The sequence below is a fragment of the Arthrobacter sp. ISL-95 genome, assembly GCF_018613695.1.
Lineage (GTDB): Bacteria > Actinomycetota > Actinomycetes > Actinomycetales > Micrococcaceae > Arthrobacter.
Genome location: NZ_JAGGPR010000007.1, coordinates 37615 through 63803, shown reverse-complemented (window position 1 = coordinate 63803; position 26189 = coordinate 37615). Strand labels below are relative to the sequence as shown.

Annotated in this window: 18 protein-coding genes and 4 pseudogenes; 9 read left to right on the top strand and 13 right to left on the bottom strand. The window is 61.5% G+C overall.

All coding sequences use genetic code 11. The annotated features are described in order from the left end of the window. Entirely contained in the window at window positions 1-1320 is a 1320-nt protein-coding gene (locus tag J7I86_RS11710) for an MFS transporter (RefSeq protein WP_309476711.1), read from the top strand. Between the two features lie 61 nt (window positions 1321-1381). On the opposite strand, the gene J7I86_RS11705 is transcribed toward J7I86_RS11710, so the two are convergent. Together J7I86_RS11705 and J7I86_RS11700 are read right to left on the bottom strand one after the other, a co-directional pair. Further along, window positions 1382-3073 carry a ribonuclease J gene (locus tag J7I86_RS11705; protein WP_214820015.1) on the bottom strand — a complete coding sequence of 564 codons (1692 nt, stop codon included), beginning with the start codon at window positions 3071-3073 and terminating at the stop codon, window positions 1382-1384. A gap of 65 nt (window positions 3074-3138) precedes the next feature. Further along, window positions 3139-3291: a hypothetical protein gene (locus J7I86_RS11700; RefSeq protein ID WP_214820013.1), complete on the bottom strand. Its 153-nt coding sequence runs from the start codon at window positions 3289-3291 to the stop codon at window positions 3139-3141. Between the two features lie 383 nt (window positions 3292-3674). Here J7I86_RS11700 and J7I86_RS11695 point away from each other — a divergent pair, with 383 nt between their 5' ends. Beyond that, window positions 3675-4028: a hypothetical protein gene (locus J7I86_RS11695; protein WP_214820011.1), complete on the top strand. Its 354-nt coding sequence runs from the start codon at window positions 3675-3677 to the stop codon at window positions 4026-4028. Beyond that, on the top strand, window positions 4025-4237 hold the full coding sequence (locus J7I86_RS11690) for a hypothetical protein (RefSeq protein WP_214820009.1): 213 nt from the start codon (window positions 4025-4027) through the stop codon (window positions 4235-4237). The genes J7I86_RS11695 and J7I86_RS11690 overlap by 4 nt, the downstream gene beginning before the upstream one ends. A 108-nt stretch (window positions 4238-4345) precedes the next feature. Here J7I86_RS11690 and J7I86_RS11685 read toward each other — a convergent pair whose 3' ends face one another. The 8 genes and pseudogenes from J7I86_RS11685 to J7I86_RS11660 all read right to left on the bottom strand — a co-directional run bounded on the left by J7I86_RS11685 (window position 4346) and on the right by J7I86_RS11660 (window position 13928). Continuing rightward, window positions 4346-6817: a tyrosine-type recombinase/integrase gene (locus J7I86_RS11685; protein ID WP_214820007.1), complete on the bottom strand. Its 2472-nt coding sequence runs from the start codon at window positions 6815-6817 to the stop codon at window positions 4346-4348. Next, window positions 6814-7494: a site-specific integrase gene (locus tag J7I86_RS22830; RefSeq protein ID WP_286179696.1), complete on the bottom strand. Its 681-nt coding sequence runs from the start codon at window positions 7492-7494 to the stop codon at window positions 6814-6816. The genes J7I86_RS11685 and J7I86_RS22830 overlap by 4 nt, the downstream gene beginning before the upstream one ends. A gap of 210 nt (window positions 7495-7704) precedes the next feature. Further along, window positions 7705-7920, bottom strand: a pseudogene (locus tag J7I86_RS23285) (site-specific integrase); the annotation flags it as partial. Between the two features lie 446 nt (window positions 7921-8366). Further along, the gene (locus J7I86_RS11675; protein WP_214820003.1) at window positions 8367-9590 is read right to left on the bottom strand and encodes a VCBS repeat-containing protein; all 1224 of its coding nucleotides are present in this window, start codon (window positions 9588-9590) and stop codon (window positions 8367-8369) included. A 99-nt stretch (window positions 9591-9689) separates the two neighbouring features. Next, window positions 9690-10022, bottom strand: a complete 333-nt coding sequence (locus tag J7I86_RS11670) for a hypothetical protein (protein WP_214820001.1) — start codon at window positions 10020-10022, stop codon at window positions 9690-9692. Beyond that, complete coding sequence (locus J7I86_RS23280) at window positions 10019-10258, bottom strand: DUF6262 family protein (protein ID WP_396019871.1); 240 nt, start codon at window positions 10256-10258, stop codon at window positions 10019-10021. The genes J7I86_RS11670 and J7I86_RS23280 overlap by 4 nt, the downstream gene beginning before the upstream one ends. 545 nt (window positions 10259-10803) lie before the next feature. Continuing rightward, a pseudogene (locus tag J7I86_RS23275) lies at window positions 10804-11388 on the bottom strand (tyrosine-type recombinase/integrase); the annotation flags it as partial. 1421 nt (window positions 11389-12809) lie between these two features. Then, entirely contained in the window at window positions 12810-13928 is a 1119-nt protein-coding gene (locus J7I86_RS11660) for a tyrosine-type recombinase/integrase (RefSeq protein ID WP_214819998.1), read from the bottom strand. Between the two features lie 1066 nt (window positions 13929-14994). Here J7I86_RS11660 and J7I86_RS11655 point away from each other — a divergent pair. The 6 genes and pseudogenes from J7I86_RS11655 to J7I86_RS22815 all read left to right on the top strand — a co-directional run. Continuing rightward, entirely contained in the window at window positions 14995-16434 is a 1440-nt protein-coding gene (locus J7I86_RS11655) for a hypothetical protein (protein WP_214819996.1), read from the top strand. Window positions 16435-16491: 57 nt separating this feature from the next. Then, complete coding sequence (locus tag J7I86_RS11650; protein WP_214819994.1) at window positions 16492-17373, top strand: DNA adenine methylase; 882 nt, start codon at window positions 16492-16494, stop codon at window positions 17371-17373. 168 nt (window positions 17374-17541) lie between these two features. Then, the gene (locus tag J7I86_RS11645; RefSeq protein WP_214819992.1) at window positions 17542-18492 is read left to right on the top strand and encodes a carbohydrate ABC transporter permease; all 951 of its coding nucleotides are present in this window, start codon (window positions 17542-17544) and stop codon (window positions 18490-18492) included. 42 nt (window positions 18493-18534) lie between these two features. Further along, on the top strand, window positions 18535-19875 hold the full coding sequence (locus J7I86_RS11640) for a sugar ABC transporter substrate-binding protein (RefSeq protein WP_214819990.1): 1341 nt from the start codon (window positions 18535-18537) through the stop codon (window positions 19873-19875). A gap of 175 nt (window positions 19876-20050) precedes the next feature. Then, window positions 20051-22244, top strand: a pseudogene (locus J7I86_RS11635) (alpha-galactosidase). Window positions 22245-22350: 106 nt separating this feature from the next. Next, window positions 22351-22644, top strand: a pseudogene (locus J7I86_RS22815) (NAD-dependent epimerase/dehydratase family protein); the annotation flags it as partial. 104 nt (window positions 22645-22748) lie between these two features. On the opposite strand, the gene J7I86_RS11630 reads toward J7I86_RS22815, so the two are convergent. From J7I86_RS11630 to J7I86_RS11620, 3 genes are all read right to left on the bottom strand, one after another. Beyond that, a complete protein-coding gene (locus J7I86_RS11630; protein ID WP_214819988.1) occupies window positions 22749-24341 on the bottom strand; it encodes a Na+/H+ antiporter in 1593 nt (530 codons plus the stop codon). A gap of 158 nt (window positions 24342-24499) precedes the next feature. Beyond that, on the bottom strand, window positions 24500-25492 hold the full coding sequence (locus J7I86_RS11625) for an SDR family NAD(P)-dependent oxidoreductase (RefSeq protein ID WP_214819986.1): 993 nt from the start codon (window positions 25490-25492) through the stop codon (window positions 24500-24502). 319 nt (window positions 25493-25811) lie between these two features. Then, a complete protein-coding gene (locus J7I86_RS11620) occupies window positions 25812-26138 on the bottom strand; it encodes a carboxymuconolactone decarboxylase family protein (RefSeq protein ID WP_214819984.1) in 327 nt (108 codons plus the stop codon). Window positions 26139-26189: the final 51 nt, after the last annotated feature.

The window sequence follows — 26189 nt, the reverse complement described above, 5'->3', positions numbered from 1 at the left end:
GTGACGGGTAAGCAGCCCCGCGGCGCAGGCACCGGAATGGGGCGGACGTCCTGGGCCGGGACCGTTACAGCTGCTGCCCTCATCACGGCAGCCAGCGCCCCGGGCCAGACGGCCGGCCTTTCACCTTTCACCGATCCATTGATCCGGCAACTGGGGGTGAGCCGGACGGACATCTCCTTCAGTTACCTGATCGGCACCCTTGCCGGGGCGCTGGCTCTTCCCTTTATCGGCAGGGCCCTAGACCGGTGGGGTGCCCGCCTGGTGATCACAGCCGCTGCCCTGGTCTTTTCCGGGACGTTGCTGGCCATGAGCTTCGTAACCGAAATCGTGGGCCTGAGCGCTGGGTTCGTGTTCCTCCGCATGGCGGGCCAGGGAGCGCTCACCCTGGCCGCGACAACAGCGGTCGTCAAGGCGGTGACCCGCCGCAGGGGCCTCGCCGTGGGCATCACCGCAGCCGTCGGGTCCGCCGGCATCTCCCTCACCCCGGTCCTGATCGAGCGGGTAATCAGCGCCGGCAGCGTGCAGTTGGCGTGGCGGCTGGAAGCGGCAGCGGTTCTGCTCATCATCCTCCCCATGGTCCTCCTGCTCCCACGGCACCGACCACCCGTTACACAACCCGTCCCTCTCGCGCGTAGGGACTTTGGCCCGGCTGCTGTGGCACCCGGTCATGAGCCGGTTAAGCACTCCCAGCCCGTGGAGCAGCTATGGAGCGGGAAGCAGGCTGCGCGGACGCCAATCTTTTGGGCCATTGCCGCGGCCCTTGCCGCGACGGGAATGCTCTCCACCGCCCTGGCGTTCCATCAGGTCTCCATCCTGACCGCCCAAGGGTTATCGAGTACCCAGGCGGCGGCGAACTTCATCCCCCAAACCGTAACGGGTATCCTCGCAACCATCATCCTGGGAGCGGTCGCACACCGCCTGGACCCGCGCATTGCACTAGCCGGTTCCATGGTGCTCCTCGCCGCGGCCCTGTTGTTCCTGCCGGTCGTGAGCGGCACGGTCAGCGGGATCATCTATGGCCTGTTGCTGGGCGGGGCCGGCGGAGCGGTGCGCGCGGTGGAGCCAATCGCCCTTGCCCACTACTTCGGGACCGCCAGCATCGGCGGGATACGCGGTGTCATCTCAGCGATCAACGTCGGCTCCACCGCGCTGGGCCCGATCCTGTTTTCACTTGGCAAGGACACCAGCGGAGGCTACACGGTGCCCAGCATTCTCGCCGCCATCATTCCGGTGGCAGTCGCCGTTTTCGCGCTGCTCTGCCCGGCGCCGGGCGGCTCCGGCGGAATTCTTCGGCGCAATGGCCGGGTGAGCGCGAACTGAACGCCCCGGACCTGCCCCGACGGGGCGGATCCGGGCCGTTGCATCATGCTGCCAGGCCTGTTCAGGCGTCCACGACGATCGCCGTCACTACCGGTGCCCGGTTGTAGTACCGGCGCATCCAGTCAGCGGTCGCCTTCTCGATCACTTCCTCCGGGTCCGTGGACGCTCCGCGGCCGCTGCGGGACTGCGCTGCCTGCCCGATCGCCTTGGCCACAGCAGCGGCGGCCTTGTCCAGGTCCGCCTCGGTGCAGGCGAAACCACGGGTGAAGAACTCCGCCGGCTCGGCCAATTCGTTTGAGGCCGCGTCGAGGATGGCCAAGACCGTCACGGATCCTTCCTCGGCCAGTTGCCGGCGCTCACGCAGGGTGTCTTCGGTGGTGCCGCCGACGTTGTCACCATCAACGAAGACCAGCCCTGCGGTGACCCTCCCGGAAATCGTTGCCTTGCCCTTGTGCAGGTCCACGGTGACGCCGTCTTCGGCCAGGACGATGCGGGCGGGGTCTATTCCGGTGCTTTCGGCTACGGCGGCGTTGGCGACCAGATGGCGCCATTCACCGTGCACGGGCATGACGTTGCGTGGTTTGACCAGGTTGTAGCAGTACGCAAGTTCTCCGGCGCTGGCGTGGCCTGAGACGTGCACTTTCGCGTTGCCCTTATGCACGACGTTCGCCCCGAGCTGGGTGAGGGCGTTAATAACCCCGTAGATGGCGTTTTCGTTGCCCGGGATCAGGGAGCTGGCCAGCAGGACGGTGTCGCCTTCGGCGATGCTGATCGCGTGGTCCTTGTTGGCCATCCGGGACAGGGCGGCCAAGGGTTCGCCCTGGGAGCCGGTGCAGATCAGGACGACTTTGGGGTCATCGCTTTTCTGCAGGCGGCGGAAGTCCACCAGGGTGTTGCGTGGGATGGTGAGGTAGCCGAGGTTCTGGGCGATGGTCATGTTGCGGACCATGGACCGGCCCACGAAGGCGACTTTGCGTTTGTGGCGGTGCGCGGCGTCGATGACCTGTTGGATGCGGTGGACGTGGCTGGCGAAGCTGGAGACGATAATCCGGCGCGGCGCGGTCCGGAATACTGTGTCAATGGCCGGGGCCAGGTCTTTCTCCGAGGTGGTGAACCCAGGGACGTCGGCGTTGGTCGAATCGACCAGGAACAGGTCCACGCCTTCGGTTCCGAGCCGGGCGAACCCGGCCAGGTCGGTGATGCGCCGGTCCAACGGGAACTGGTCCATTTTGAAGTCCCCGGTGTGCAGGACCAGCCCTGCCCCGGTCCGGACCGCGATCGCGAGCCCATCGGGGATCGAGTGGTTCACCGCGAGGAACTCCAGATCAAACGGGCCAAAGGTGAGAGTTTGCCCTTCGGCAACTTGAATGGTCTTCGGAGTGATCCGGTGTTCCTTGAGCTTGGCTTCAATGAAGGCCACGGTCAGTTTGGAACCGACCACGGGAATATCAGGCCGTTCCCGGAGCAGGTACGGCACGCCACCGATGTGGTCCTCGTGCCCGTGTGTGAGCACCACGGCGACCACGTCGTGAAGACGGTCCCGGATGGCCGAAAAATCAGGGAGGATGAGGTTCACCCCTGGTTGATGGCCCTCCGGGAACAGCACCCCGCAATCGATGATGAGCAGCTTGCCGTCGTATTCGAAGACGGTCATGTTCCTGCCGATCTCCCCGATGCCTCCCAGGGCCACGACGCGCAGGGCGCCGGGCGCCAATTTTGGTGGCGTCGTGTGTTCGATGTGGGCATGGTTCATGTTGTGCTGCTTCCTTTAGCTGGACGACGGTGGTGCTGCTGCCCGCACTCGACGAGGCGCGGTGCTCAACGGCGGGGCGGTTCGGTGGTGACGTAGGATCCGCCCTGCCCCGAAGCACACGGGCAGTTGACCTCTACTTCAAAATTTACCGTGACCTCATCCAGATGTGCGGTGTTTTCGACGGTCACGGTCCTGCGAATGGTCTGGCTTTCAGACATGGTGTTCCTTCTTTCTTTGTGATGCGCGGCGGATCCGCGCAGGTCTTTCAAAATGCGGTCATAGTCCATGCGGCGCGCCTAAGGCAGCGCCCGTGATGACGCCGATGCCGGGTCCTGCTGCCTGGGTCAGGCTGCGCTGCTAGGGACAAGCGCCTGCCGCGAAAACCGGAGCGATGTCGCCAGAACGCCCGGGTGGTACTGACTGGAGCCACGTGAACTTATGTCCCTGGCAGTGATCTGGGGAACGGGCAGGACCAGAACCGCTCATCTCCAAGTCTACCCTGACGTTATGGTAGATATCAGTGATGGTGCGAAATCGCGACAGCAGCAGTTTCGCGCCGACACCAACCCTCATGAATGCGTCAAGGAAATGGAGATTTACCATGGCAGATTGCTCGGTAATGCGCTGCATGACAACAGCGGATGAGATCTTCTTCGTTGAAGGCCCGGAGGAAGAAGCGGTTCCCATCTGCAGCGTGCACAAAGAAGCGTTGGAAGGTGGCGAATTCTGGATTCTCCAGCATCTGACCCAGCCATCTGGTCCGGTCGTGGCGAACGTACTGATGTCAGGGGACGTACCTTGGCGCGTGCTTGCCGCCAGCGCAGAAAGTGCATCGGGGAGTGCGACGGGATTGCTACTGCACCTGACGATCAGCCACTCCGGCGAACTCAAAGACCTCCAATTGCTGGTGCCGTGGGATGAAGCAGAGGTCCTGAAGGGACTGTTGGACTCGTGAGTCCACGGCCCCTCCGAAGGGTGCACCCGGCCCGCCGCACTGCACTCGCTGCCGAGGGGCGTTTCCCGGACGAGGACGTGCTGGAATCTGAGGAGATGACCGAACCGGGCATGTCCGGCACAGATCGCAGCAGTGCCCGCAACGGTCCCCAAACCCGCGGCCAGCACGCTACTGACAATCCTCATCAGGAGGAACACAGCGCCGACTGAACAGCGCACCATCGGGCGGGTGACGGGTCAGCCGCCGAGGCGGCCATGTCGAACACCTGCCGGAAAGAGCCCGCTCTCTCTCTGGTCCACATTCCCAGGGACGGTGGTCTAAGGACATTCCACTCGTTCTGACGGATTCCGGGCTGCTTCTTGGCGTCGGCGTCGGAGATGAACGAGACTTTCTTCCAGGGAACTGACTTCCCCCAGCCATTGATGTTCACGTGCCTCAATCAGGCGTTGCTCGGCATTTTCTGTCATGGTGTCGAGTCGCCCGGTCTGTGCTGGATCTACTTGCAGGAACCGGCACTTGACGCATGCATGTTCGTGAACACAGGGAGTGGCATATGGGCGATGACACGTACCGAGGGCAATCCTGCGGAGCAGGAAATGCTCTTCGAACTCTCTCCATTCTTCTGCCGATGCGGGCCGGTGCTCATCGTCGGGCCGTGTTTGGCGTCGCCGTTCTATGAACGCGCGGTGTGCTTGAATGACGTGTTCCGGGAAAACTGCCGTGTACCCCCGGGTCGTTTCCAGGCTCAGGTGGCCCAGGAGGGTAGAGACGATGTGCAGCGGAAGTCCGGTTCCGACTAGTTCGGTGGCGAAGAGCCGGCGGAAATCGTGCGGGGTGAACGTGACAGGCATTCCGGCATCTTCGAGGGCTGCGTGGGTTGCTATGGCGTTCAATACACGACTGATGTACGTGTGGGAAAGAACATTTTGGGTGGGTCCGACCAGCCGCGCAAACAGGTGAGGCAATGGGTCGCTGAAGGTCTTTTCGTTCGTGTCGTAGCGGACCGACAGCGGGACTGTTTGGCCTGTTCCGCGGGCGCGCCGCTGCACGTCGACCAGCACTTTGACGAGCTCAGGTGACATGGGCACGAGGCGTTCTTGGTCGGTTTTCGAGGGCACGATGTGCAGCAAGGGAACGACCGTGTTGGTAGTGGGCGCCACATAGTGCCGCAAAGAGAGCTGCGTCAGCTCTTGAAGTTCCTCCAGCCGGATTCCGGTTTCCTTAAAGGTCGAGGCCACGGCCCATCCCCAGAAGCCGTCGGCTTCGACGGCCGTGATGTCAGCTCTCTTTCCAACCGCAGCGGGTGGGATGGATCCAGCCTCAGCTGCCACAACGTGAGCCCAGATGCGGGCTCTCGTGTTGGAGAGTTTGGTGTCGGGTGGGTCGTGCCGGCGGTAGGTGACGCCATCGACCGTGTAAGTTTCACCGTGGGCGGCGGCTGTCGTGGCAGTCAATAGCCTTGCGCCGCGTTCGCGGAGAGCGGCGGCGGAGCGAATGAAGGCGGGCATGAGCGGGGTCAGGGAGCGGGTGCGTTGCTGCATACGCGCCTGGACATGGTTGCGCTGTTTGGAGACGCTCCGTGATTCGGTACGGGGAAACGGCGTGGGTGCGACCCAGATCGCCCAGCGTTCCGGCTGGTCATGGGACCACTCGGCGATGTCCTGGTAGAGTGCCCTGACAGCGAAATAAGTTGAAGCGGTGTCCCCGCGTGGCCGACCCTCAAGGGTGCGGTGGACCCGTTCACGCCACTGGGCGGCGACCTCTGCAGACAGGCGCAAATCCTGTTGTTCGGGGTTGATGTCGATGACTTCGGCCCAGAACAGGCGGACCAGCCGGTAGGCGATCCCCTCGAGGGAGCCGTAGTCCATGCTGGGTTTGAGCTCTTCGAGGTAGTCGATGAGCAGCCTCCGAACTCCCGATTCAGGGATGCGATACCGATCCACCAGGGTTTTGACGGTATGGCGGCGGGAGGCGACGCTGGCATGCCATGCGGCGCGGAGGGTTGGCGGTTCTCCGGACAGCGGTCCCAAAGCCACGAGCAGTTCCCAGGCGAGGTGTTCCTTGGCATGGCGGCTGGATCGCGCGATGTGCGAATACGCCAGCACGTCATCGCCGGTCAGTTGGGCGATTCGCTTGCCCATCCGGACGAGAATCCTCGCGATGGCATTCTCAGCATTCCGTCGGGTTAGTTCGTGCCCGCGTTGGTACTCGGGCAAAGCACGTAGGCGCGCCGTTTCCAAGGGTTCGGCTACCTCGAGGAAGGATAAGGAGCCACGGCTTTGATTCCAGTTTTTGGACGAGAACATCCATTCATAGGAGGGACGCACGAGCCGAGCCCGGACCAGGGCACTTACCCCAGAGCTGAGATACGCATGGCCTAAAGATAGCCGACCGCTGAGGTCTTTGAGTCCTTCCCGTGGGGCTTCGTCCATGCCGGAGGCCAGCCAGCGTTCCTCCCAGGTAGTGCGGGGAAATGTGTGCAGCCAACGGAGAACGTGTCTGACCGCAGCGATCCTCCGTCGGGAGCTCTTGGGCGACAGGCCGTACTTCAGAGTCGATTCCCGCGCCCATTCGATGGCCTCGTCTACTCCGAGGCTTTGAAGGCGCAGAATCTGTTTGTCCTGGCCTTCCGGGGCGGGCGTGCCGCCGTCGAACGCCTGCCTGGGCCAGGCCCTGTTAAGAGTCGTCAGGGCACTGTCCGGCGGAAGACGAAGTTCCCTACCTCTGCGGTAGGTTGCGGCGGCTGCGATACCTGACGGTGACTTGGGGGCAGTTGCCGTCTCCGTCATTCGGCCAGCCCCAGCAGCTCGCGGACTGCGTCGCCGTCATATTCCGGCTCAATGGTCGGGGCCGGCTGCCGCGGCTTGGCGTAATGTTCCAGAACTTTCTGGAGCACGTCTTCCATCCGCGGCTGTGTGTAGACAGTTGTGGTGGTGACGCTGGCATGACGCAGCACTGTTTGGACATCAACCAGCGTGAACGCCGGGTCAGCGATCATCCGTTCTGCCGCGGTGTGCCGGAGATCGTGCAGGGTCCAATTCGAGCCCAGAGCTTCCTGCGCCCGGGAGAACACACGTCGAGCCGCCCCGTAGGTCAAGGGCCGCCGATTCTTCGGGGCGAAGGCCCACCAGACGAGGTCGCCAGGAGCAGCCGGCTGACCTTCCCTCATGTACAGGGCCAGCCAGACGAAAGCATCCGCGCTGGCGGGGACCATGTCGCGGTTCCGGGTTCCTTTACTGGTCACCACAAAGGTGTGCTCACCGAAGTCATAGTCCCCGTGCCGGAGGCCGAGGAGTTCTTCAGCCCGAACCCCGCTGCTGAGCCAGAAGGATAACAACGCACGATCCCGATGATGCTTCAATCCGGCAAAAATGGTCCCGACGGCATCGTCCGGGATTCCCCTCCACGCCGGACGGGTGACCCGCTGCCGGTACGTTCCCCGTCGAGAGAGCCGGAAGGGCTCCATGGGATTATGGTGCGCACTTGGGCGAGGGCCAACACCCCTTTGCCGGGGCACCGGATTCATCAAAGGCCCCAAGTTCACCTCCATGGCGAAGTCGTAAAAACTTGAAAGCACGGTGAGCTGATGGTTGATCGAGTTTGCTGAAAACGCTGTTCCGGGGCTTCGCTGCTGTGTGACCGAATTAGGCGCTGGGTGGCTGTCCAGTCCCCGGCGAAGAGAGTTCGCCGTTGGCGCTGCTTGCATGTGCTCCACCAAGGCTCTGATATCGAGCCGTTCGGCTTTCTCCCAAGGCGTGAATCTTCCGTGAAGGAATCTGAACCAGCGCAGTAGGTCATAGGCGTAGCTGCGCAGCGTCGCTGGTGAACAATCAGAGGCAGCCAGGTCTCTCAGGAACGACGATGCCGCCGAATGCTCGGAATTCGGGAACATCACGCGATACGGAAGACCTTGCTCCGATGCCACGACCCGACCAATCTGCTCCATGCCGTAATCCTCCACCTTGATAATGACCAGCAAACCAACTCAAAGTGCAGTTAACATGCCGGACGATTTGCCTCGTGAATTTGGACGGGGCAACCCTTTGGTCCCGGCAGGGCAAAGAGTTAACGAGAGTGCTCCCCGATCTATCCGCCGCCCTGGAGCTCCAGGTACCGCCCGTTATCTAGCCCTGGAGACGTTATCGACTGCAGGGTCGAATCGTCGAGCCCTGTTCATGTGTCAGTAACTGTCAGTCTGTACCTGCGCCAACCCGATCAGATGCCCCTGGCCTGCTTGAGACTGAACAAGAGATTCGATGTTCTTGATATAGGTCAGGGACCCTTCTCACCGGAGAAGGGTCCCTGATCGCGTATGCATTTTTCAGTGTGTCGATTCGATCAAATCAGCTGTTTGAAGATGTTCCAGCCTGTGCCGATCGGGCCTTTTTCTGTAAGCCCCGAGTCGGGGTCGCCCCAGACCCCAGCGCCGTAACGCTGGAGATCGCCTTTCTGATCAACTGCGATGACATCATTCCTTGCTCCGCGCGTGGCGTCGTAGTTGCCCCGGCCCGGGCTAAATAAGCCAGCTCCGCTGATCTCGCTCATGACATCCCATCCAGGGCCAACCATTGAAGGGGATTTCCAGTGGCCGAGTCCGTCGGCCGGGTACTGGTATAGGACACCGTTGTGGTCACGGGCGAAGATGTCCACACCACCGTCGGCATTCGTGTCTCCGGGGGCGATGATCTTGTCGAAGATCTGCCAGCCTGAGCCGACTTGTGAGGGGGTGAGCCAGCCTCCTTGGCCGTCGCCGGGGTAGAGGTGAAGGTTTCCGCGGGGGTCTCGGGCCAGGACGTCGTTGTTCCCGTCACCATCGAAATCTCCAGCTCCGACGATGGAATCAAAGATGTTCCAGCCCGCGCCGACTTGGGAGGGTGTAAGCCAGCCCCCTTGGCCGTCGCCGGGGTAGAGGTGAAGGTTTCCGCGGGTGTCCCGGGCCAGGACGTCGTTGTTCCCGTCTCCGTCAAAATCACCGGGGGAAAAGACTATGTCGAAGATGTTCCAACCCGTTCCAACCACCCTGGGCTCATCCCATGAGCTGCTGTAATGGCGTGCGTTGCGGTCCATGTCATAGAAATCCCAGCGGGACTCATACGTCCTTGGGTAGAGGACCAGGTCGCCGTCGTCAGTTCGGGCCAGCAACTCGAAGTTTCCGCGGCCGGTCCAGCCCGACGCGCGGGTGGACGCAGCAATGGGGGCGGTCTCGGCGCTGTGGTAGACCTTTGCCCCTTCGCACATGCCGTGAACGTTGAACGAGATGCGGTTACCGCGGTCTTCTGGAAGGAGTTTCAGGAATTCTCCTTGGCGCTCTGCCGGGAGGGGAACTCCGTTGCTCAGCCACTCCATAATGAACTGAGGACTCGTACCTTCCGGAGCGCAGTAGCCTATGCTCGCGCTGGCCTGCCCGATGGTCAGTTCCGAACCTACGTAAGGCATACCATCCATCGTGGGCTCGGAATCCCCCGACTCTGCGGAGGCCGGGGCACCGCCGGCCACTGCCGTACCTAATAACACCGCAGCAAGAATCGCCGATTTCAACCCAATCACACGAAAAGCGTTCATGATCCCCAAGTCCTTCAATACTGGCCATTTTCCCCTGAGCGTAACACCTGGCAAAAGACGTTCACAGGGACCTCGATCCTGCTTGAGGCTTTTCGGGCGTCAATCGATCTGGTCCGGTGCCGTCAGTGTCAGTGTCGCCCCAGTAGGTTCCGCAAGCTCTTGAGCTAATGCTTCGCGGGCAGCCAAGAGGTCATGTTCAAGGGCTGTGATGCTCCTTCGAAGCTCATTGATGGAGGTGATGAGTCCGGCTTTTTCGGTGGTGAGCCGTTCGTTGGCCGAACGCAGCTCTGTGTGGGCTGCGGGGTCAACATGGCCGGAGTCGGGGAACTGCGCGCCGAGCCAGTGGCGTCGTTGGGTGCGTAGTTCATCGATGGTTTTCTGTTGTTCTTTTGCCCGTCCCCGCAGGCGTTGAATTTCCGCGACGAAGGTCAAGCGGTTTGCTGCTGCGCCCGGGTGGCGGCGGCTGCATCCGTGGCCTGGTCGTGGTTCCATGCCTTCCTGGCTTTGTGGGCCGCCTCTTTGACGGCGGCGTGCAGCTCGGGGTGGTGATGGATGAATTCCCGGGATACTGCTGCTTCCCTGGCCACTGAGGAGATGGTGATCGTTGCTCCTCGTCCGGCCAGAGCCAGGAGCGCCTGGCCAACGGCCTCCTTCTTTTGCCCAGACACCGCCTGCCGCTGCTCCCTGAGCGCCTGCCCGCTACTGCCTGGCACCGGAGAGACCTTCCGTGAGGATCCCGCGCAGGTCGATCCTCCGTGGCAGGGATGCACTCGCGCGGATATCGGCCATAGCTGCCAGGGCCCTCTCCGATTCTCCGGCGTTCGCCGGGTTGTAGAGATGCGATGTAGGAGTCGATTGCCCCTATGAGGGATGAGCAATCGTCGATCCGTTTGAGCAGATAGTCCAGTACGTGCTGGCGGGCCTGGATGGCGCGGGCGCGTTCGTATTTGACCTTCAGGTGCTGCCGTTTGGCTTCCATGGCATCACGCTCCAAGGGGTCAACAAGGAAAAACGGGCACGCCTCGCAGGCGTAATCAACGCTGCAGAAGTGGCCGTTGGCTGCCACGTTCTGGGGCTCGGTGCATGTTCCTACGGTGAGGGCGATCTTCCCGAAGCCCTCACGTTCCCGGTCGAAGGGGACGACCGCGCCGTTGATATCTAACCTCCGCGGCGGCAACGAGGCCATCGCTTTCTTGCGGCGCTTTGCTGTGACCTCGTAGTAGGCCATCGTCGTGCCGTGGCTCTTGTGCCCCATAAGTTCCCGCAGGACATCCGGTGGCGTCGTTGAGATCCCGTTCTCGTCAACGGCGTCCGCGAGTCGTTGGGCGAAGGAGTGCCTGAAGGAATACGGGTCAATGGTTGTGAGGTCGAAGTAAACAAGGTTTCCTTCAGCGCCCTCGACCGGGGAAGTGAAAGGTGCTTGGTTGGAGAGGAGCTTCAGGAATTCACGGAGGCGCTGGTTGAGGAAGGTATCAGCCCGGTGGTGGTCCCGCCTGCCGGTGAAGGTCGGGAACAGCCATTGGGAAACCACACCGTGGTCGGCTTTGATCTGCTGCCATTCCCGGATCATGTCGTGGGTTTCCTGGTGAATGGGCAGTCGTGGTCCCTGCTCCCGAGGCGGTTTGGCCTGTGTCCAGTTCAGGTACGGGGATCCGCTGTGATCATAGGAGATGCAGTCCTCTTTCAGGCGCACGGTTTCGCTGGTGCGGCGCCCGCACCGTTCCTGAAGATAGATCAGGACCCGGGCTTCGGCGGTGCTATAGGCATTGCCGCGGTCGATCAGCTGGATATGGTCCATGACCCAGTCGATGACTGGGGCCGGCGTGTAGCGGAAGGGTTCGTTCACGTTTGCCGCGGATCGAGAGGGTTTCCCCACGGCGGCGTGACGGGCCTGCTCGATCGCGAACTGGGCGGGGACGTCCCTCCAGTGCAGGGATAACGAGGCCTCACGACGGGCGAAGGAGATGACCTGGCTGATCATTCGGATGACCTTGGCTTGCGGGTGCTGCTGCGGCCATTTCTCCCTCACCCCTTTAATCACCGCATCCATGTCCATCGCTCCGAGGGCAGCACGCGGGGTGCCGCGGAGACTAAGAATCTGATCAATCAGAGTCCAGGCGTGCTGCGCCGAGTAGAGAGTGGAAACGTTGTGAGGGCCGCCGTGCCTCATCCAGGCGGCCACGGACTGGGCCAGCCAGTCTTGGCTGATACCCCGCAAATCGATCTTCGCTTTATGCCCGAAGCTCCGCTGGGATTCCCTCATAGGCAGGTCAGCCAAATACAGCACTCCGTCATCGCGCGGGTCCAGCCCGGACCAGTCGCGATGTGCTTGGTCAATCCGTCGCTGAAGGTCCTCACGGAAGACCCTCATCTGCGAATGACCTTTCGGTTGCCCCAACAACGTCAGCCCGACAGCGCTCGTGACTCCGCGGCGTCGCAAATCCAAATACACCATCCGCAGCAGCAGCGGATCGAACCGGACGGTCCCGGCGAGGTCCCTACCCTGGACCGCAAATAAGAGCTCCGAGCGAACCGGCTCCGGCAGCAAGGCAAACGGCACCGCGACGCGACTCCCGTAGCTTGTCAGGACGCCATCAATGATGACCTCCGGCTCGTGTTCCCTCGCCACCCAGTCCTCAATAAATGACCCAGCACCCTCCGGCTGCCTACGGGCCCAGTTCAGATAAAGCCGTGTGTGTCTTGAGCACAATCCCTGTACCGACGTAGCGTCGTGCCCGCATCCGGCCAAACAGCGTTTCTCCCTGTTCAGAAGGACGGGCTCAGCGACCAGGAGCCACTCCGCCGGCGTCGATACCTTCAACCCCGACGTCTGTGCACGCCGGAAGGCCAGACGGTGGAAGTCGCACAGCCCGATCGCAAAATGCACCCGGCTGCACCCCTCGACCATGCATCCCGAAGCCAACGGAACCCTAGCCGGCTTGGGCTGGGCCAACCAATCCTCGAAGGCCAATCCCGCACTTGCTTTCCGGGCACTCCTGCACCCAGGACACAGTCCGGGCTCCGCCAACAGGATGGTGCAACCAGCCTTCCGGCAAGCGGTGAGCCTTGTCTCTTTCGTGTTGATGGCCGGCAGGAAAACGAGCGATTCGTCGTCGAACTCAGTTGGTCTCCAGCCCTTGACGGTACGCCCGCGCAGGAAAGAGCTCCAGGTGACCTCTGGGCCGTCCGAGTGTGTCTTGGCCGGGAGTGCTGCGACGCTCATTCCGTAGGCCTCAAGTCGATGGCACGCGGGGCCAGTGAGGCCAAGGCGGCCTTGGCCGCAGGTTCCAGCCCGTGGGTGTAGACCCGAGTGGATTCAATCCTTCGGTGTCCGAGCACATACTGGACGACATCCAGGTCCTGACGGTCACAGTCAATGCCGCGCACGAGCCGGGTGGCGAAAGTGTGCCGGAGCATATGGGGACGCGTGAGGGGGACTCCGATTTTGTCCCCCACCCGTTTTACGAGGTCGTAGGCATTGGAGTACGTCATGGCCCGCCCGAGGTAGTCGTTTTCCTTGTCATACAAATTCACGAAGACATGCTTCGAATGATCGTCCAGCCCCAGAATGGCTGAGCGTTCCAGCACGTAATCGATGTACCGCTCCACCGCCAAAGTGGACACATGGAGCGTGCGCTCAGCGCCCTTAGAGCGCGCCCCGTTCTCGGTGTCATTCCCCATGACGACGTGGAAGTGAGGATCCACAGTCCTGCACCCCAACTCAGGGGATCCACCTCCGAAGTGCATATCGCCGCAGAAGAGCGAGAGCGCTTCTCCAACACGGATGCCTGTGTAATAGAGCAGATCGATCAGAAACCGATCGCGGGCGTGCAGTTCCAGGGTCTCCAGACTCCGCCGGGCACCTGGGTCATCGATCCATTCCAATTCCCGAGTCGCCTGCCCCCGCGCTTGGTGTGGCCTGAGCGCATCCGTCAGGACAAGGCGGTGGGCCCCGTGTTCGCCTCCCCCTGCGGTCCCCGGCGGGAAGTACTTCACTTCAGTCATGTGGGCTACGACATCAGTCCGAAGCAGGTCCATCGAATCGGCCCACCAATAGAACGAACGCAGTGGAATCATCCACAGCTCCACTGTCCGGCCGGCGCGACGACGCCCGACACCGTGCGCACCCCAGATGACTTCCGAGGCAACAACGTTTCGCCACATAGCTAGGTGGGAGCCGCCAATGGAGCGCCAGTCTGAGGTCTTTGCCGTCCAGGTCAGGTATTTCGCGACCCGGCTTCCATAGTTCCTCACGGTGTGAGGCGACCTACCCGTATCCGTGAGGAACCGAAGCCACGATGAGGCGACATGGAGCGCATCTGACTCATCGACGATCACTTACGTGTCGTCGCCATTCACAGACGCCATAGCCAGCGAATACGCCGCTGCAGAAGCCACGCTCACAATCTACTGACAGCACCAGAGATAAATTGTCAGCCACGCCGTTACCGGTTCGGCCGCTGACAGTGACTGACCAAATCCAGAGCACTCGGCAGTATCTCCGCGGGAGTCAGCGCCCACCTCACCAAGCCATTCCGCGCAGCCCAGGGAAGTGGTCCAGCAGCTCTGCCCACCACACCGCGGCGGCGCCCTGGGCACCAGCCCAGGCATAGAAGCAGGCAGAAAGCCCATCGTTTCCTGAGAGCGCCACGAGGGCCAAGTAGCGGGCTAGTTGGATGGGTTGAAATATGAGTATCAGCTACTCGTGCGCCTGATCTACGCAAAGGCTTGAATGGGGTCAGCGGGTTCGCGGCAGACGGACTGATCTCCCCCATTCCGCCGATCAATGCCCAAGTAATCTGCTGGCAAGTCCGGAGGGCGGTACCCAGAAGCCCATCCGGCCTTTCGCCTGTCCTGGCTCAACCTCGCGACATGCCTTAGGGAATGATTCCGATTGCTGGCGGCCGTGAAGTGGAGGCCCATTGTCAGCTGAGTCTGAGGTGAGCAAGAGCCTCCCTACGAACCCATTCCCGGTGCGTGTGTCCAACCTGGCGCCAAGTCACCTCCACAACTTTCGCCGTCCTTGCGCGTAATTCACCTTCAACACATTCGATGGTGTCCCCAGAACGGACCCAAGCCGCCACCGGCAGGCCGGGGAACGCCCGGTGCACCTCCTGGAGCCGGGTTCGAGTTTCTCGTCACTCAACGGGGTCAGAGCCTCCTGTGGAGGCCTGTGCGTGTACTGCTCGCCCATGGAAGTTCCTGCGTTCTCAGAACCTTGTGAATAGCTAATCCACATGTGGGTAACCGCCAAAATACTCTTAGGTTTCTACATCTGACCATTTGAGGACCCCCCGACTTAAGACATATATACAATCCACGCGGGGGAATTTTGAGGTAGGCAGCTACTCCGATAGCCTTCGCTAACACTTGCGTAGTTAGCAGCACGATGGGGGAGGCCCGCTTGGCGGAGAAGTTGACTTTGGATTGGGATGATCTTCGAGATCTGGATTTGGACCCCGAAAACCCAAGGCATGACCGTGGACTCACGCGCCCCGTAGTCATCGAGCAGTTCGTAAAGCGCGAAAATATCAAACGCCTGGCGCGCGATATAACGGACCATGGGTTGAGTCCCTTAGAACGATTCGGCGCCGTCAGGGATGCTCAGAACGAACTGGTGATTGTCGAAGGCAACCGCCGCCTGTGCGCCATGATGCTCTTGCATGACCCAGCTCTCGCTCCCACACCGGAAGATCGAAAATACTTCGAGCGTCTTTCCAAGCGCTTCGATCCGACGATCGTTGAACTCGACATTCAGGTGTTCGAATCCCGTGAGGAAGCTGATATTTGGCTTGAGCGGAAGCACATGGGGGAGAACGCCGGTCTTGGCACTCGCGGTTGGAATCCTGTACAGCAAGCCAGACACTTTGGCGATACTGGCAATACCTTGGCCCTGGCTTTGATCGATTATGCCGTTGACAACAAACTTATCAGTTCCCGTCCTGAAGGCATCTTGACCACCGTCACGCGGTTCATGTCGAACCCCTATGTCAGAAAGCATGGCCTCTTTATCACCACAGGTGCTAGCGAGGCAGAGTTTGCTTTCACAGGTACACGCTCACTTTTTGATCGTCGTCTTCGGACTCTTCTCGTTGACATCATCAACGGCACTCACGGCGCCCACTCGCGCACTACAGCCGACGACCGCGAGGCATATGCCAAGAAGTACCTGGTGCCGATGACGGACGTTGAGGACGACGAGGATGAGGACATTGAGGACGACGCCGGCACGTCAGGAGGGCAGAGCCAGGACGGCGCCGGAGATGAATCGGACAATAGTGACCAGAGCGGGGGCACCGGTCAGTCCGAAGACGAATCAGCAGATCCAACAGATGGAGGTTCGACTAACCGTGCCGCACCTAACCGGAGAACAAAGCTAGTAGATCCGGCGGAGTTCCACCCTAGCCTGCGCGACAACGGGCTCCGCCGAATCCTTGGCGAACTTCATGTAGTAACTAAGAGAACCCCTGCATTGGCTGCCGTTGGAGTCCGTATCTTCATTGAGTCGATCGCGATCGCATATTTGGAAAACCGGCTTTCACGCAAGGTGGTCCCGCGCGACAAACTCCATGTCCAGGTTCAAGAGGTACTAGCTGACATCAGTGCTAAGGCCAAGCTGGACCAGATTGACCTCACGACTAAAGAGAAGAGTTCTCTAAGCATCCTTCACAACCGCGTAACGGATTCGGCGTACCTCTTCAGCGCAGCCTACTTGGGCGCAGTTGCCCATGGCAGCGCTTTTCCCCAATGGGAGCAGCTCACGGCCGCCTGGGACGAAATCGCCCCAATTATGTTCGTGCTTGCCACCAACTGCGAAGTTCCCCTTGAAGGCAACGACGTCTAATCCTGGCCAAAATTTTCTCTGGCTGTTAACCTCGCTAGAGAAAGTAGGAGTCCCACTATGCCTGTTACGCCATCACCGCTTCGATATCCGGGCGGTAAAGCCGCTTTGTATGAGCTGACCGCTCAGCTCCTTCGGGAGAACGGCCTCAATAAGCGCACCTATGCTGAGCCGTTTGCGGGGGGAGCAGGCCTAGCACTCCGGTTACTCTTCGAGGGCTTAGCACGAAGAATCGCGCTAAATGATCTCGACCCAGGAATCTACTCGTTCTGGAACTCGGTACTCAAGGAACCAGACCGTTTCATCGACAAGATGAAATCCACTCCCATCACCATGGACGAGTGGTTATGGCAACGTGAGGTTCACCGCACCCAGAAAACTCCATCCTTCGAACTGGGCTTCGCAACCTTTTTCATGAACCGAACGAATCGCTCAGGAGTGGTAAAGGGTGGTGTTATTGGTGGCCTCAACCAGGCCGGGGCTTACAAGCTTGACTGCAGATTCAACGTTGAAGACTTGGCAAGCAAAATCGTTCGAATCGGTCGCTATCGCAACGATATTGAACTTCATTGCCAGGATGCCGAAGCGTTTCTGTCGGAAATCGATAGTAGAGAACGCGTCGTCTTCTTCATCGATCCTCCGTACTACTTGAAGGGTTCGGGTCTCTATACCAACTTCTACGTCCCTGCTGATCATCAGCGGCTAGCCTCGACCATCAGCCAGCTGCGGAACCCTTGGATACTGACCTACGACAACACTCCTGAAATCACCGATTTGTACCCTAACCACATCCGTCACACGTTTGACCTCAACTACTCAGTAGGTGTCAAGAGAGTCGGTACGGAACTTATGGTGACGAGTTCAGAGTTCGAGCAATTTTCCTCCCCACGGCTCAGACGTGAACCCGCGCCTGAAGCGCTCCCTGACTGTACAGCTGTCTAGACACCATGCGGGCAGCTGCAGGCTTAGTTGCCACTCCCTCCGGGTTAAACACGAAAAGGGCCAATGGGACCCTTTTCGTGTTCATTGGCTCAGGACGCCAGTGGTGTAGCCAGTAGCCCTGCGCCGCCTGCCCAGACCGTTTCTTTCATATAGCTGCCGAAAGTACGGATGGTTGACGTTGCTTTCCTGTTGCTTTGGTTCAAGGTGTGCACCCCGCACACCAAGCCGGCCACCCGCCGTCGTCGTCCATTCAATCCCCGCCGCGCCGGGGCCTGGGCCCTCCTGATCCTGGCGATCGCCGTCTCCGTTCTGCCCTTCCTCTGGGTCCTGCGCACGGCATTCTCTACCAACAATGCCCTGGCCGCCAATGCAACGAGCCTCCTTCCTGCGGAGTTCACCTTCGGCGCCTTCAAACGGGTCTTGGGGCTGCAAAGCGCGGCGGAAGCTGTAGACGAAGGCGGATCCGGTGCGCAGATCAATTTTTGGCTCTACCTGCGCAACTCGGTCATTTTTTCCTCAATCACCACCGCCGGCGCAGTCTTCTTCAGCGCCATGGCCGCGTATGCTTTCGCCCGGCTGCGCTGGAAGGGACGCAACGCCGTCTTCAGCCTGTTCCTGGGCACCATGCTGGTCCCGCCGATCTTCACCGCGCTGCCCAACTTCCTGCTGATCAAAAACCTGGACCTTCTCAACACGATGCTTGGAATGGTTCTGCCCTATCTCTTTATGACCCCGTTCGCCATCTTCTTCCTGCGGCAGTTCTTCCTGAACATGTCCCGCGAGGTCGAGGAAGCGGCAATGCTCGACGGCGCCAAGCACATGCGCATCTTCTTCCAAATCGTCCTGCCCAACGCCGCAGCCCCCATCGCCACGCTCGCCCTACTCACCTTTATTGGCCAGTGGAACGAATACTTCTGGCCACTCTTGGTGGGGTCCCAGGACGACGTCCGTGTGCTCCAGGTAGGCCTCGGAGTCTTCAAGTCCCAGTCCCCGCAGGGCGCACCGGACTGGTCCGGCCTCATGGCAGCAACTCTCATCTCGGCCTTACCCGTGCTGATCCTCTTCGCAGCCTTCGGCAAGAAGATCGTCAACTCCATCGGCTTCTCCGGCATCAAATAGACCCTCTACCCCAACCATCCCATCACTCACGAAAGCAGAACCATGAAGAAAACCCTCGGCGCCGTCGCCGTTGCTGCCGCTGTGGCACTCTCCCTCTCCGCCTGCACCGGCTCATCCTCTTCCGAAGAGTCCGCCAAGGGCGAAATCAGCTACTGGCTCTGGGACGCCAACCAGTTGCCCGCCTACCAGCAGTGCGCTGACGATTTCACCAAGGCCAACCCGGACATCACAGTCAAGATCACCCAGCGCGGCTGGGACGACTACTGGAGCACCCTTACCAACGGCTTCGTTGGCGGAACCGCACCAGACGTGTTCACCAACCACCTGGGCCGCTACGGCGAACTGGCTGAAAACGGGCAGCTGTTGGCCATCGACGATGCCGTCGAGAAGGACACCGTCGACCTGTCGGCCTATAACGAAGGTCTCGCCGATCTCTGGGTGGGGCAGGACGGGAAGCGCTACGGCCTGCCCAAGGACTGGGACACCATTGGCCTGTTCTACAACAAGGCCATGCTCGCCAGCGGCGGCATCACCGAGGATCAGATGAAGAACCTCACCTGGAACCCTGAAGACGGTGGCACGTACGAAAAGGTCATAGCCCACCTGACCGTGGACAAGAACGGTAAACGCGGCGACGAGCCTGGCTTCGACAAGAACAACGTTGCCGTCTACGGCCTGGGCCTGAACGGCGGAGGCGACTCCTCCGGCCAGACCGAATGGAGCTACCTCACCAACACCACCGGCTGGTCCCACACCGACAAGAACCCGTGGGGCAACCACTACAACTACGACGACCCCAAATTCCAAAATTCGATGGACTGGTTCGCCGATCTGGCTGACAAGGGCTACATGCCCAAACTCGAGACAACTGTCGGCGCAGCCATGGCTGACACCTTTGCTGCCGGCAAATCCGCCATCAACGCCCACGGCTCCTGGATGATCGGCCAATACACCGGCTACAAGGGCATCGAAGTGGGCATCGCACCCACCCCGGTCGGACCCGAAGGCAAGCGCGCCTCCATGTTCAACGGGCTGGCCGACTCCATCTGGGCCGGCACCAAAAAGAAGGACGCCTCCATCAAATGGGTCGAGTACCTTGCCTCCGCAGACTGCCAGGACGTGGTGGCCTCCAAGGCGGTGGTCTTCCCCGCACTCAAAGCATCCTCGGACAAGGCCGCCGAAGCGTTCCAGGCCAAGGGCGTGGACGTCACCGCCTTCACCGAGCACGTGAAGAACAAGACCACGTTCCTCTACCCCATCACAGACAACACCGCCAAGGTCAAGGGCATCATGGAACCCGCCATGGACGCCGTCGTCTCCGGCAAGACGCCCGCGAGCTCCCTCACGGCAGCCAACGAACAGGTCAACGCCCTCTTCAAGTAGGAAACAAACCACACCCCTGAACCGCCAATGCCGGTGGCTGCGTATGTGGTCGCAGCCACCACGGCAGGGTGCCGCCGTTCTCTTCCTCGCGACGGTGGCACCCTGCACCCTTCCCCCGCATGTACAAGCGCGCCTCCACGGCCGACACAGCAAGACGACGAAAGAGATATCCCCTATGGACCCCCTGCACCTCCGTTCCGCGGGCACCAGCCTGGTGATCAGCTTCGACAACGGGGAGGCTGAGGTCATCCACTGGGGAGCCGATCTCGGTCCTACCCTGCCAGACCTTGCCATCCTCACCGCCCCGGTCCCCCACTCCGCCATCGACGCCCGAGTCCCCGCCGGCCTCCTCCCCCAGGCCTCCTCCTCCTGGCGCGGCCGCCCCGCACTCCGCGGCCACCGCATCACCGACGACGGATCCGGGCTTGACTTCTCATCCCGCCTCCGCGCCACGTCCCTCACCGCAGAAGGAACCAGCGCCACCATCGTGCAGGCCGACACCGACACTGGAATCAGCGTCGCATCGTCCCTTATATTGCACGAGGGCGGCCTGCTGGAGCTGCGCCACACTGTCACCAACGAAGGCACCTTCCCCATTCCAGGTTGACGAACTGGCCACCGTTCTTCCCGTTGCACCGGAGGCCATCGAACTCCTGGACCTGACAGGCCGCTGGTGCCGGGAAAACCACCCGCAGCGCCGCGCCATCCAGCAAGGCACCTGGGTCCGCACAGGAAGGCACGGTCGCACCGGCCACGACTCCTCGCTCCTGTTCGCCGCCGGCACCCCCGGGTTTGGCAACCGCCACGGCAGAGTCTGGGCCACGCACCTGGCATGGAGCGGCAACCACGAACAGTTTGCCGACACCATCGGCGACGGCCGCACCATGATCGGCGGCTCAGAGCTCCTCGGTCCTGCCGAGGTCATCCTCGCGCCCGGGAGCAGCTACACCACGCCGACGCTTTTCGCCGCATACTCGAACCGCGGCCTGGACGGCATCACCGAGGCCTTCTACAGCTGGTTCCGCTCACGGCCACACCACGTACTCCCCGCCGCGTCCACCGGCCACTCCACGGGAAAGCCCCGCCCCGTGGTGCTCAACACCTGGGAAGCCGTGTACTTCGACCACAACCTGGACACCCTGATCGAGCTGGCCGAGTCCGCTGCCGACCTCGGTGTGGAGCGCTTCGTGCTCGACGACGGCTGGTTCCGCGGCCGCCGCGACGACCACGCCGGCCTGGGCGACTGGTACGTGGACGAGACCCTGTGGCCTAACGGCCTCACCCCGCTCATCGATGCCGTGACGTCCCGCGGCATGGACTTCGGCCTTTGGGTGGAACCGGAAATGGTGAACCTGGACTCCGACATTGCCCGTGCACATCCGGACTGGATCGTGGGGCCTTCAGCTGTCGCGCACAAGGACGGCGGCCGACTGCCCCTCGAATGGCGCAACCAGCACATCATCGACCTGGTTAACCCCGAAGCCTGGCAGTACATCTACGACCGCATCAACACCCTCCTGAGTGAAAACAACATCAGCTACCTCAAGTGGGACCAGAACCGGGACCTCCTGGAACATGGCCACGTCGGCCGCTCCTCCGTCCACGAACAAACCCTCGCCGCCTACCGCCTGTTCGACGAGCTCAAGAAGACACACCCCGGCGTCGAAATAGAAAGCTGCTCATCCGGCGGCGCCCGAGTGGACCTCGGAATCTTAGAACGGACCGACCGCATTTGGGCCTCCGACTGCAACGACGCCCTGGAACGGCAGACCATCCAGCGCTGGACCGGCGCCGTAGTCCCGCCGGAACTTGTCGGCAGCCACATCGGGCCCACCACATCACACACCACCGCCCGCACCCACGATCTGTCCTTCCGCGCGATCACCGCACTGTTCGGCCACTTCGGCATGGAATGGGACGTCCGCGGCGTCCAGGGCAAGGACCACGAGGAACTCCGGCGGATAGTGGGGTTGTACAAAGAACACCGCGACCTCATCCACAGCGGCCGCCGCGTTAACGCCGACGTCGCCGACACTTCCCTCCTGCTGCACGGCGTAGTGGATCCCATTGGCCCCAGGCAAGGCAGGCCGGCAGCCCTGTTCGCCCTGGTCAGCACCGGCACCTCCGCCGCCGAAGCACCCGGACAAATCGGCATTCCCGGACTCGACCCGGACCTCAACTACCGGGTAGAGGCGATCTTCCCGACTCCCGCCGACACGGACTACAGCCACAACTTCACACAAACCCAGCCACCTGCGTGGTTAGGAAGCGGCGCAGAGGCCAGCGGAAAGTTCCTAACCGAGGTAGGACTTCCGATGCCAATCCTCAACCCGGAACACGCCCTCTTGCTGAAGTTAACTGCTCTTTAAAGCCACTACAACACCGGGCTGCCCTTGCCCGGCAATCCGCTCCCGGAGCAGCCGGCAAGGGCAACTGCATGCAAAACAGCGGACCTATGAGAATTCGGGTTACAGTGTGGGAGCCGGTTTTATCGGTTCTCACACTGTTCTTTCCCCGCAGGAAGCAGGACACGACGTTGTGGTCATCGACAACCTGGCCAACTCCAGCGAGGAGCCACTGAGGCGGGTTGCAGTACTCAGCGGCAAGACTGCACAGATAACGTCGACCTGCTGGACGAATACGGCGTTGAGCGAGTCTTCGAAATCACCAAGCTCGACGCCGTCATCCATTGCGCAGGCCTAAGAGCCGTCCGGGGTATCAGTGCGCGAGCCACTGAAGCACTACTGCTACCACAATCTCGTGGGCTCCTGAACAGACTCCTACCGCCTCGCGCACACTCTAACTCAACTAGCCTCCGGCTAGGCCCGCGTTTTTGAGATTGTGACCAGCCTCGGTTCGGCGGGACGGCCGTGCTAGTCGATGGGTTCGACACCGGTCAGGCGCTGTTCTTCCACGTCGAGGCGGGTTTGGAAGCGTCTGGCTATCGCGTCGTCGATGGCACCTTCGAGGCGCAGTTGCTGGAGGACCTGTCGCTTCCGGGCGAGGATGTCCATCCTTAGCAGCGTCTCGTCGGTGTGGTGGGCCTCTTTGCCATGCTGTTGCTCCGTAGCTTTGGTTTGAGCCTTCAGTATCTCGCGGCGGGACTCGTACTCGTGCAGGATTAGTTGACGCGTTTCCGTTCCGATGTTTTTGCCTGCAGCGGTGTCGCCGGCCTCTTGCAGCACGGATAGGGCGGCGTCGTTCAGTGCCCGTTCAGTCAGCTGCAGTTCAGTGTCCGCTGTGTCGTCCGGAAGCTTTGCCCAGTGAACGATTTTCGGTAGAAGGGGTCCCTGCACGAGGAGTGTCAGCACGATCGCCCCGGCGGTGATGAAGATGATGTCGTTGCGGCCAGGCAGGGCCTGCCCGCCGTCCATCATCAGGGGCACGGAAAGCGCGATCGCCAGTGATACGGCTCCGCGGAAGCCAGCGACGGCGCTGACCACGCGTGCCCGGTAGCTCATCCGGCGCTCCCGCTGGGAGGGGCGTCGGTCAAGGGCTCGAATAATCATCACCAGCAGGGATTGGAATGTGAAGCGTACGACTAACAGGGTCAGCCACACGGCCACGGTGGTGAGCAGGAGCCTGCCGATGTCCCCGGCGTCGATGTCGTGGGCGATTGCCTGGACCTGCAGCCCGATTAGGACGAACAGGGATCCGTTGAGCAGATAGGAGCCCAATGGCCACGTCGACTCGGTCTGCCGCCGGGACGCCGCGGTACTGACCCTGGCTGAGGTGAAGGAGACGATCAGGCCGGCGACGACTACAGCGAGGACACCAGAGGCGTGGATCACCTCGGCGGCAAGGAAAGCCGCGAAGGGGGTGATCAACAGGGCGATGTTCATCAAGAGTGCATCGTTGAGTCGGCGCATCACCAGGTAGGCAATGCCAGCGACGGCGGCTCCGGCGACCGCGCCCCCGAGGTAGGACTGAACGACGAGCCCCGTGATAGTCAGGGGCGTGTAGCTGCCGCCGGCACTGATGCCTACCGCGATCCCGTACACGACGAGGGCTGTCCCGTCATTGGTGAGGCTTTCAGCTTTGAGCAGCATGAAGTTTCTATGCGGGAGCATCCGACCAAGAGCTGCGACCGCCGTGGCATCCGGTGGTGCGAGGGCTGCGCCGAGGATGAGGGCCGCGTTCCAGGGTAGCCCGAGCAGGTGGGCGATGCCGGCGACACCGAAAGCGGTAGCGACGACCATGAGGGTGCTCATCAGCACGATTCCACGGAAGTCCCGGCGCACTGACCGAAGCGAGGTGGTGAGGCTTTCCCAAAACAGCATGACGGGCAGGAAGACCAGCAGTACCGTCTCCGGGGGAAGCTCAATGTCCTGCAGCTCGGGAACGAATCCGAGGATCAGTCCGAACACCAGCAGGAGTAGGGGTGCCGCGACGCGCAGCCGTGGTGCCAGAACAGCGCCGGTAAGGACCGCGGCCCCCAGCAGGACTATAATTTCAAGGCCTTCCACGGTGAGCTCCTTCAGGCTTGTTTGCTGGTGTTATTCAAAGTTCGGTGCGGGTGAGGGCGCTTATTGTGAAAGTCTGCCGGTCATGGACTTGGTCGCGACACGGAGAGATATGCGGCTTTCGCGGGTTGCACGAGGTCGCGCCAGTGGATGCCGGCTTTTCAGTTCAGTATCACTCCGGTCTGCTCGGCGTAGGCCGCGAGTAGCTGGTCTTGGGCGTTCTCGTCGTGCAGGAGATCGTTGATGCGGGTTTCGATCTCCTGGTGGAAGAGGTACTGGCCGGTGACGTCACTTCCCGGTTCGACGCCTTCAGCCAGCCAGACTTGAGTCATGTAACCGGCGCGCAGGTCGTCCCTGCTGTACGGCCCGTCCTGGAGGGCCATCCACGTGGGGATCCAGCCGGGATTGACCGCGTTGACCTGGGAATCGGGTCGAAGCCGTGCGACGGCGGTGGCGATCATCGCCATGTGCAACTTGCTGTCCGGGTAGCTGATGCCACCGCCGGAACGGATCTCGTCGAGCTTGAGGCCACCGCTGAGCTGTTGGTTGGAAGAAAGGTAGGACAGCTGCTGCGGTGGGGTGACCAGCGCGGTGAGCAGGTACGGCGACAGTGAGTTGGAGTTCAGGAGTTCGGGGCCGGACAGACGGTACTCGGCGGCGTTATGGATGATCACGTCGAACTTCCCGAGCGCATTGATCTGCTCGGCGAGGGCCCGGGTTTGGTCGAGATTCCGGAGATCGCCGATTACCACGCCCTCCAAGGCGGGCAGGTCGCGGCGCACGTCGGCGGCGCGCTGGGCGTTGCGGGCGTGGGCGACGACCGCGTGGCCGCGTTTCGAAAGGTAGGCGGCGGCGAGCTGGCCGGCACCGGCCGTTGAACCGGTGATGAGCACGCGTTTGGCCTCACCGTCAAATGGCCTGACGTTCCCGTCGATGTAGACGAGCTCATCAGCGACCGCCTGCGTGTTGTACATGTCGATACCGTAAAGGTCGCCCTGCGGACGGGCATGGAGATCGGCCGGCTCGGAGGGCTTGGGGACAGAAGGAGAGTTCAGCGGCGATGGCTCAGTCCTGCTGCAGGATGAGAGCAATCCGACGCCGAGCATGGCACCGGAAAGGATGAGGGACCGTCGGGTGAACTCGTTCGTATGCATGCGGTGTTCCTTAGATGCTGGAGGTCCTGTCCCGTGATCCTCGGCACTGTGCCGGTATCGGTTCATGCCGTTTACAGGACGGAGCGAACGTCTTGATGTCGTGCGCTTTCGGGTTGATTGTGCGGGTCCCGCAGATACCAAGTAGGGAGCATTGAGCGGTGGTCACAGTGTTCCACTCGGTATCCGGGTGGAGGAGGGCCAGGCAAGTCCTGAGGCTCGTCGGCCCTCCCCCAATGGATCAGTCGGACGATCCACGATCTCGGTGTCCGATTCGGTGACCTTGGTCGCCCTGCCGGCTACCGGTCAGCAGACTTGACCGCTATTCGGTGAATACCTTTTTCGCTACGCCCATGGCGGCCATTCCGTAGGGCCAACCGGCGTAGAAGGCGACGTGGGTCAGGGCTTCGATGAGCTCTTCCTGGGTCACGCCGTTCTCTATGGCACGGCCGAGGTGGAACTCGAGCTGCGGGTAGTGACCGCCGGCGGCGAGCAGCGCGACGGTGATGAGGCTTCGGTCCCGGGCCGCAAGTTCGGGGCGGTTCCAAACGTCCTCGAAGAGCACGTCGTCGGTGAGGGCGGCGAGTTTGGGGGCGAAGTCTTCGAACAGGTTACGTCCGCCGCCTACCTGCTTGGGTTGGTCAGTCATGAGGATCCTTCTTTCATTGGGGTGGGTTGGGTGTGGTTTATACGGCTGAAG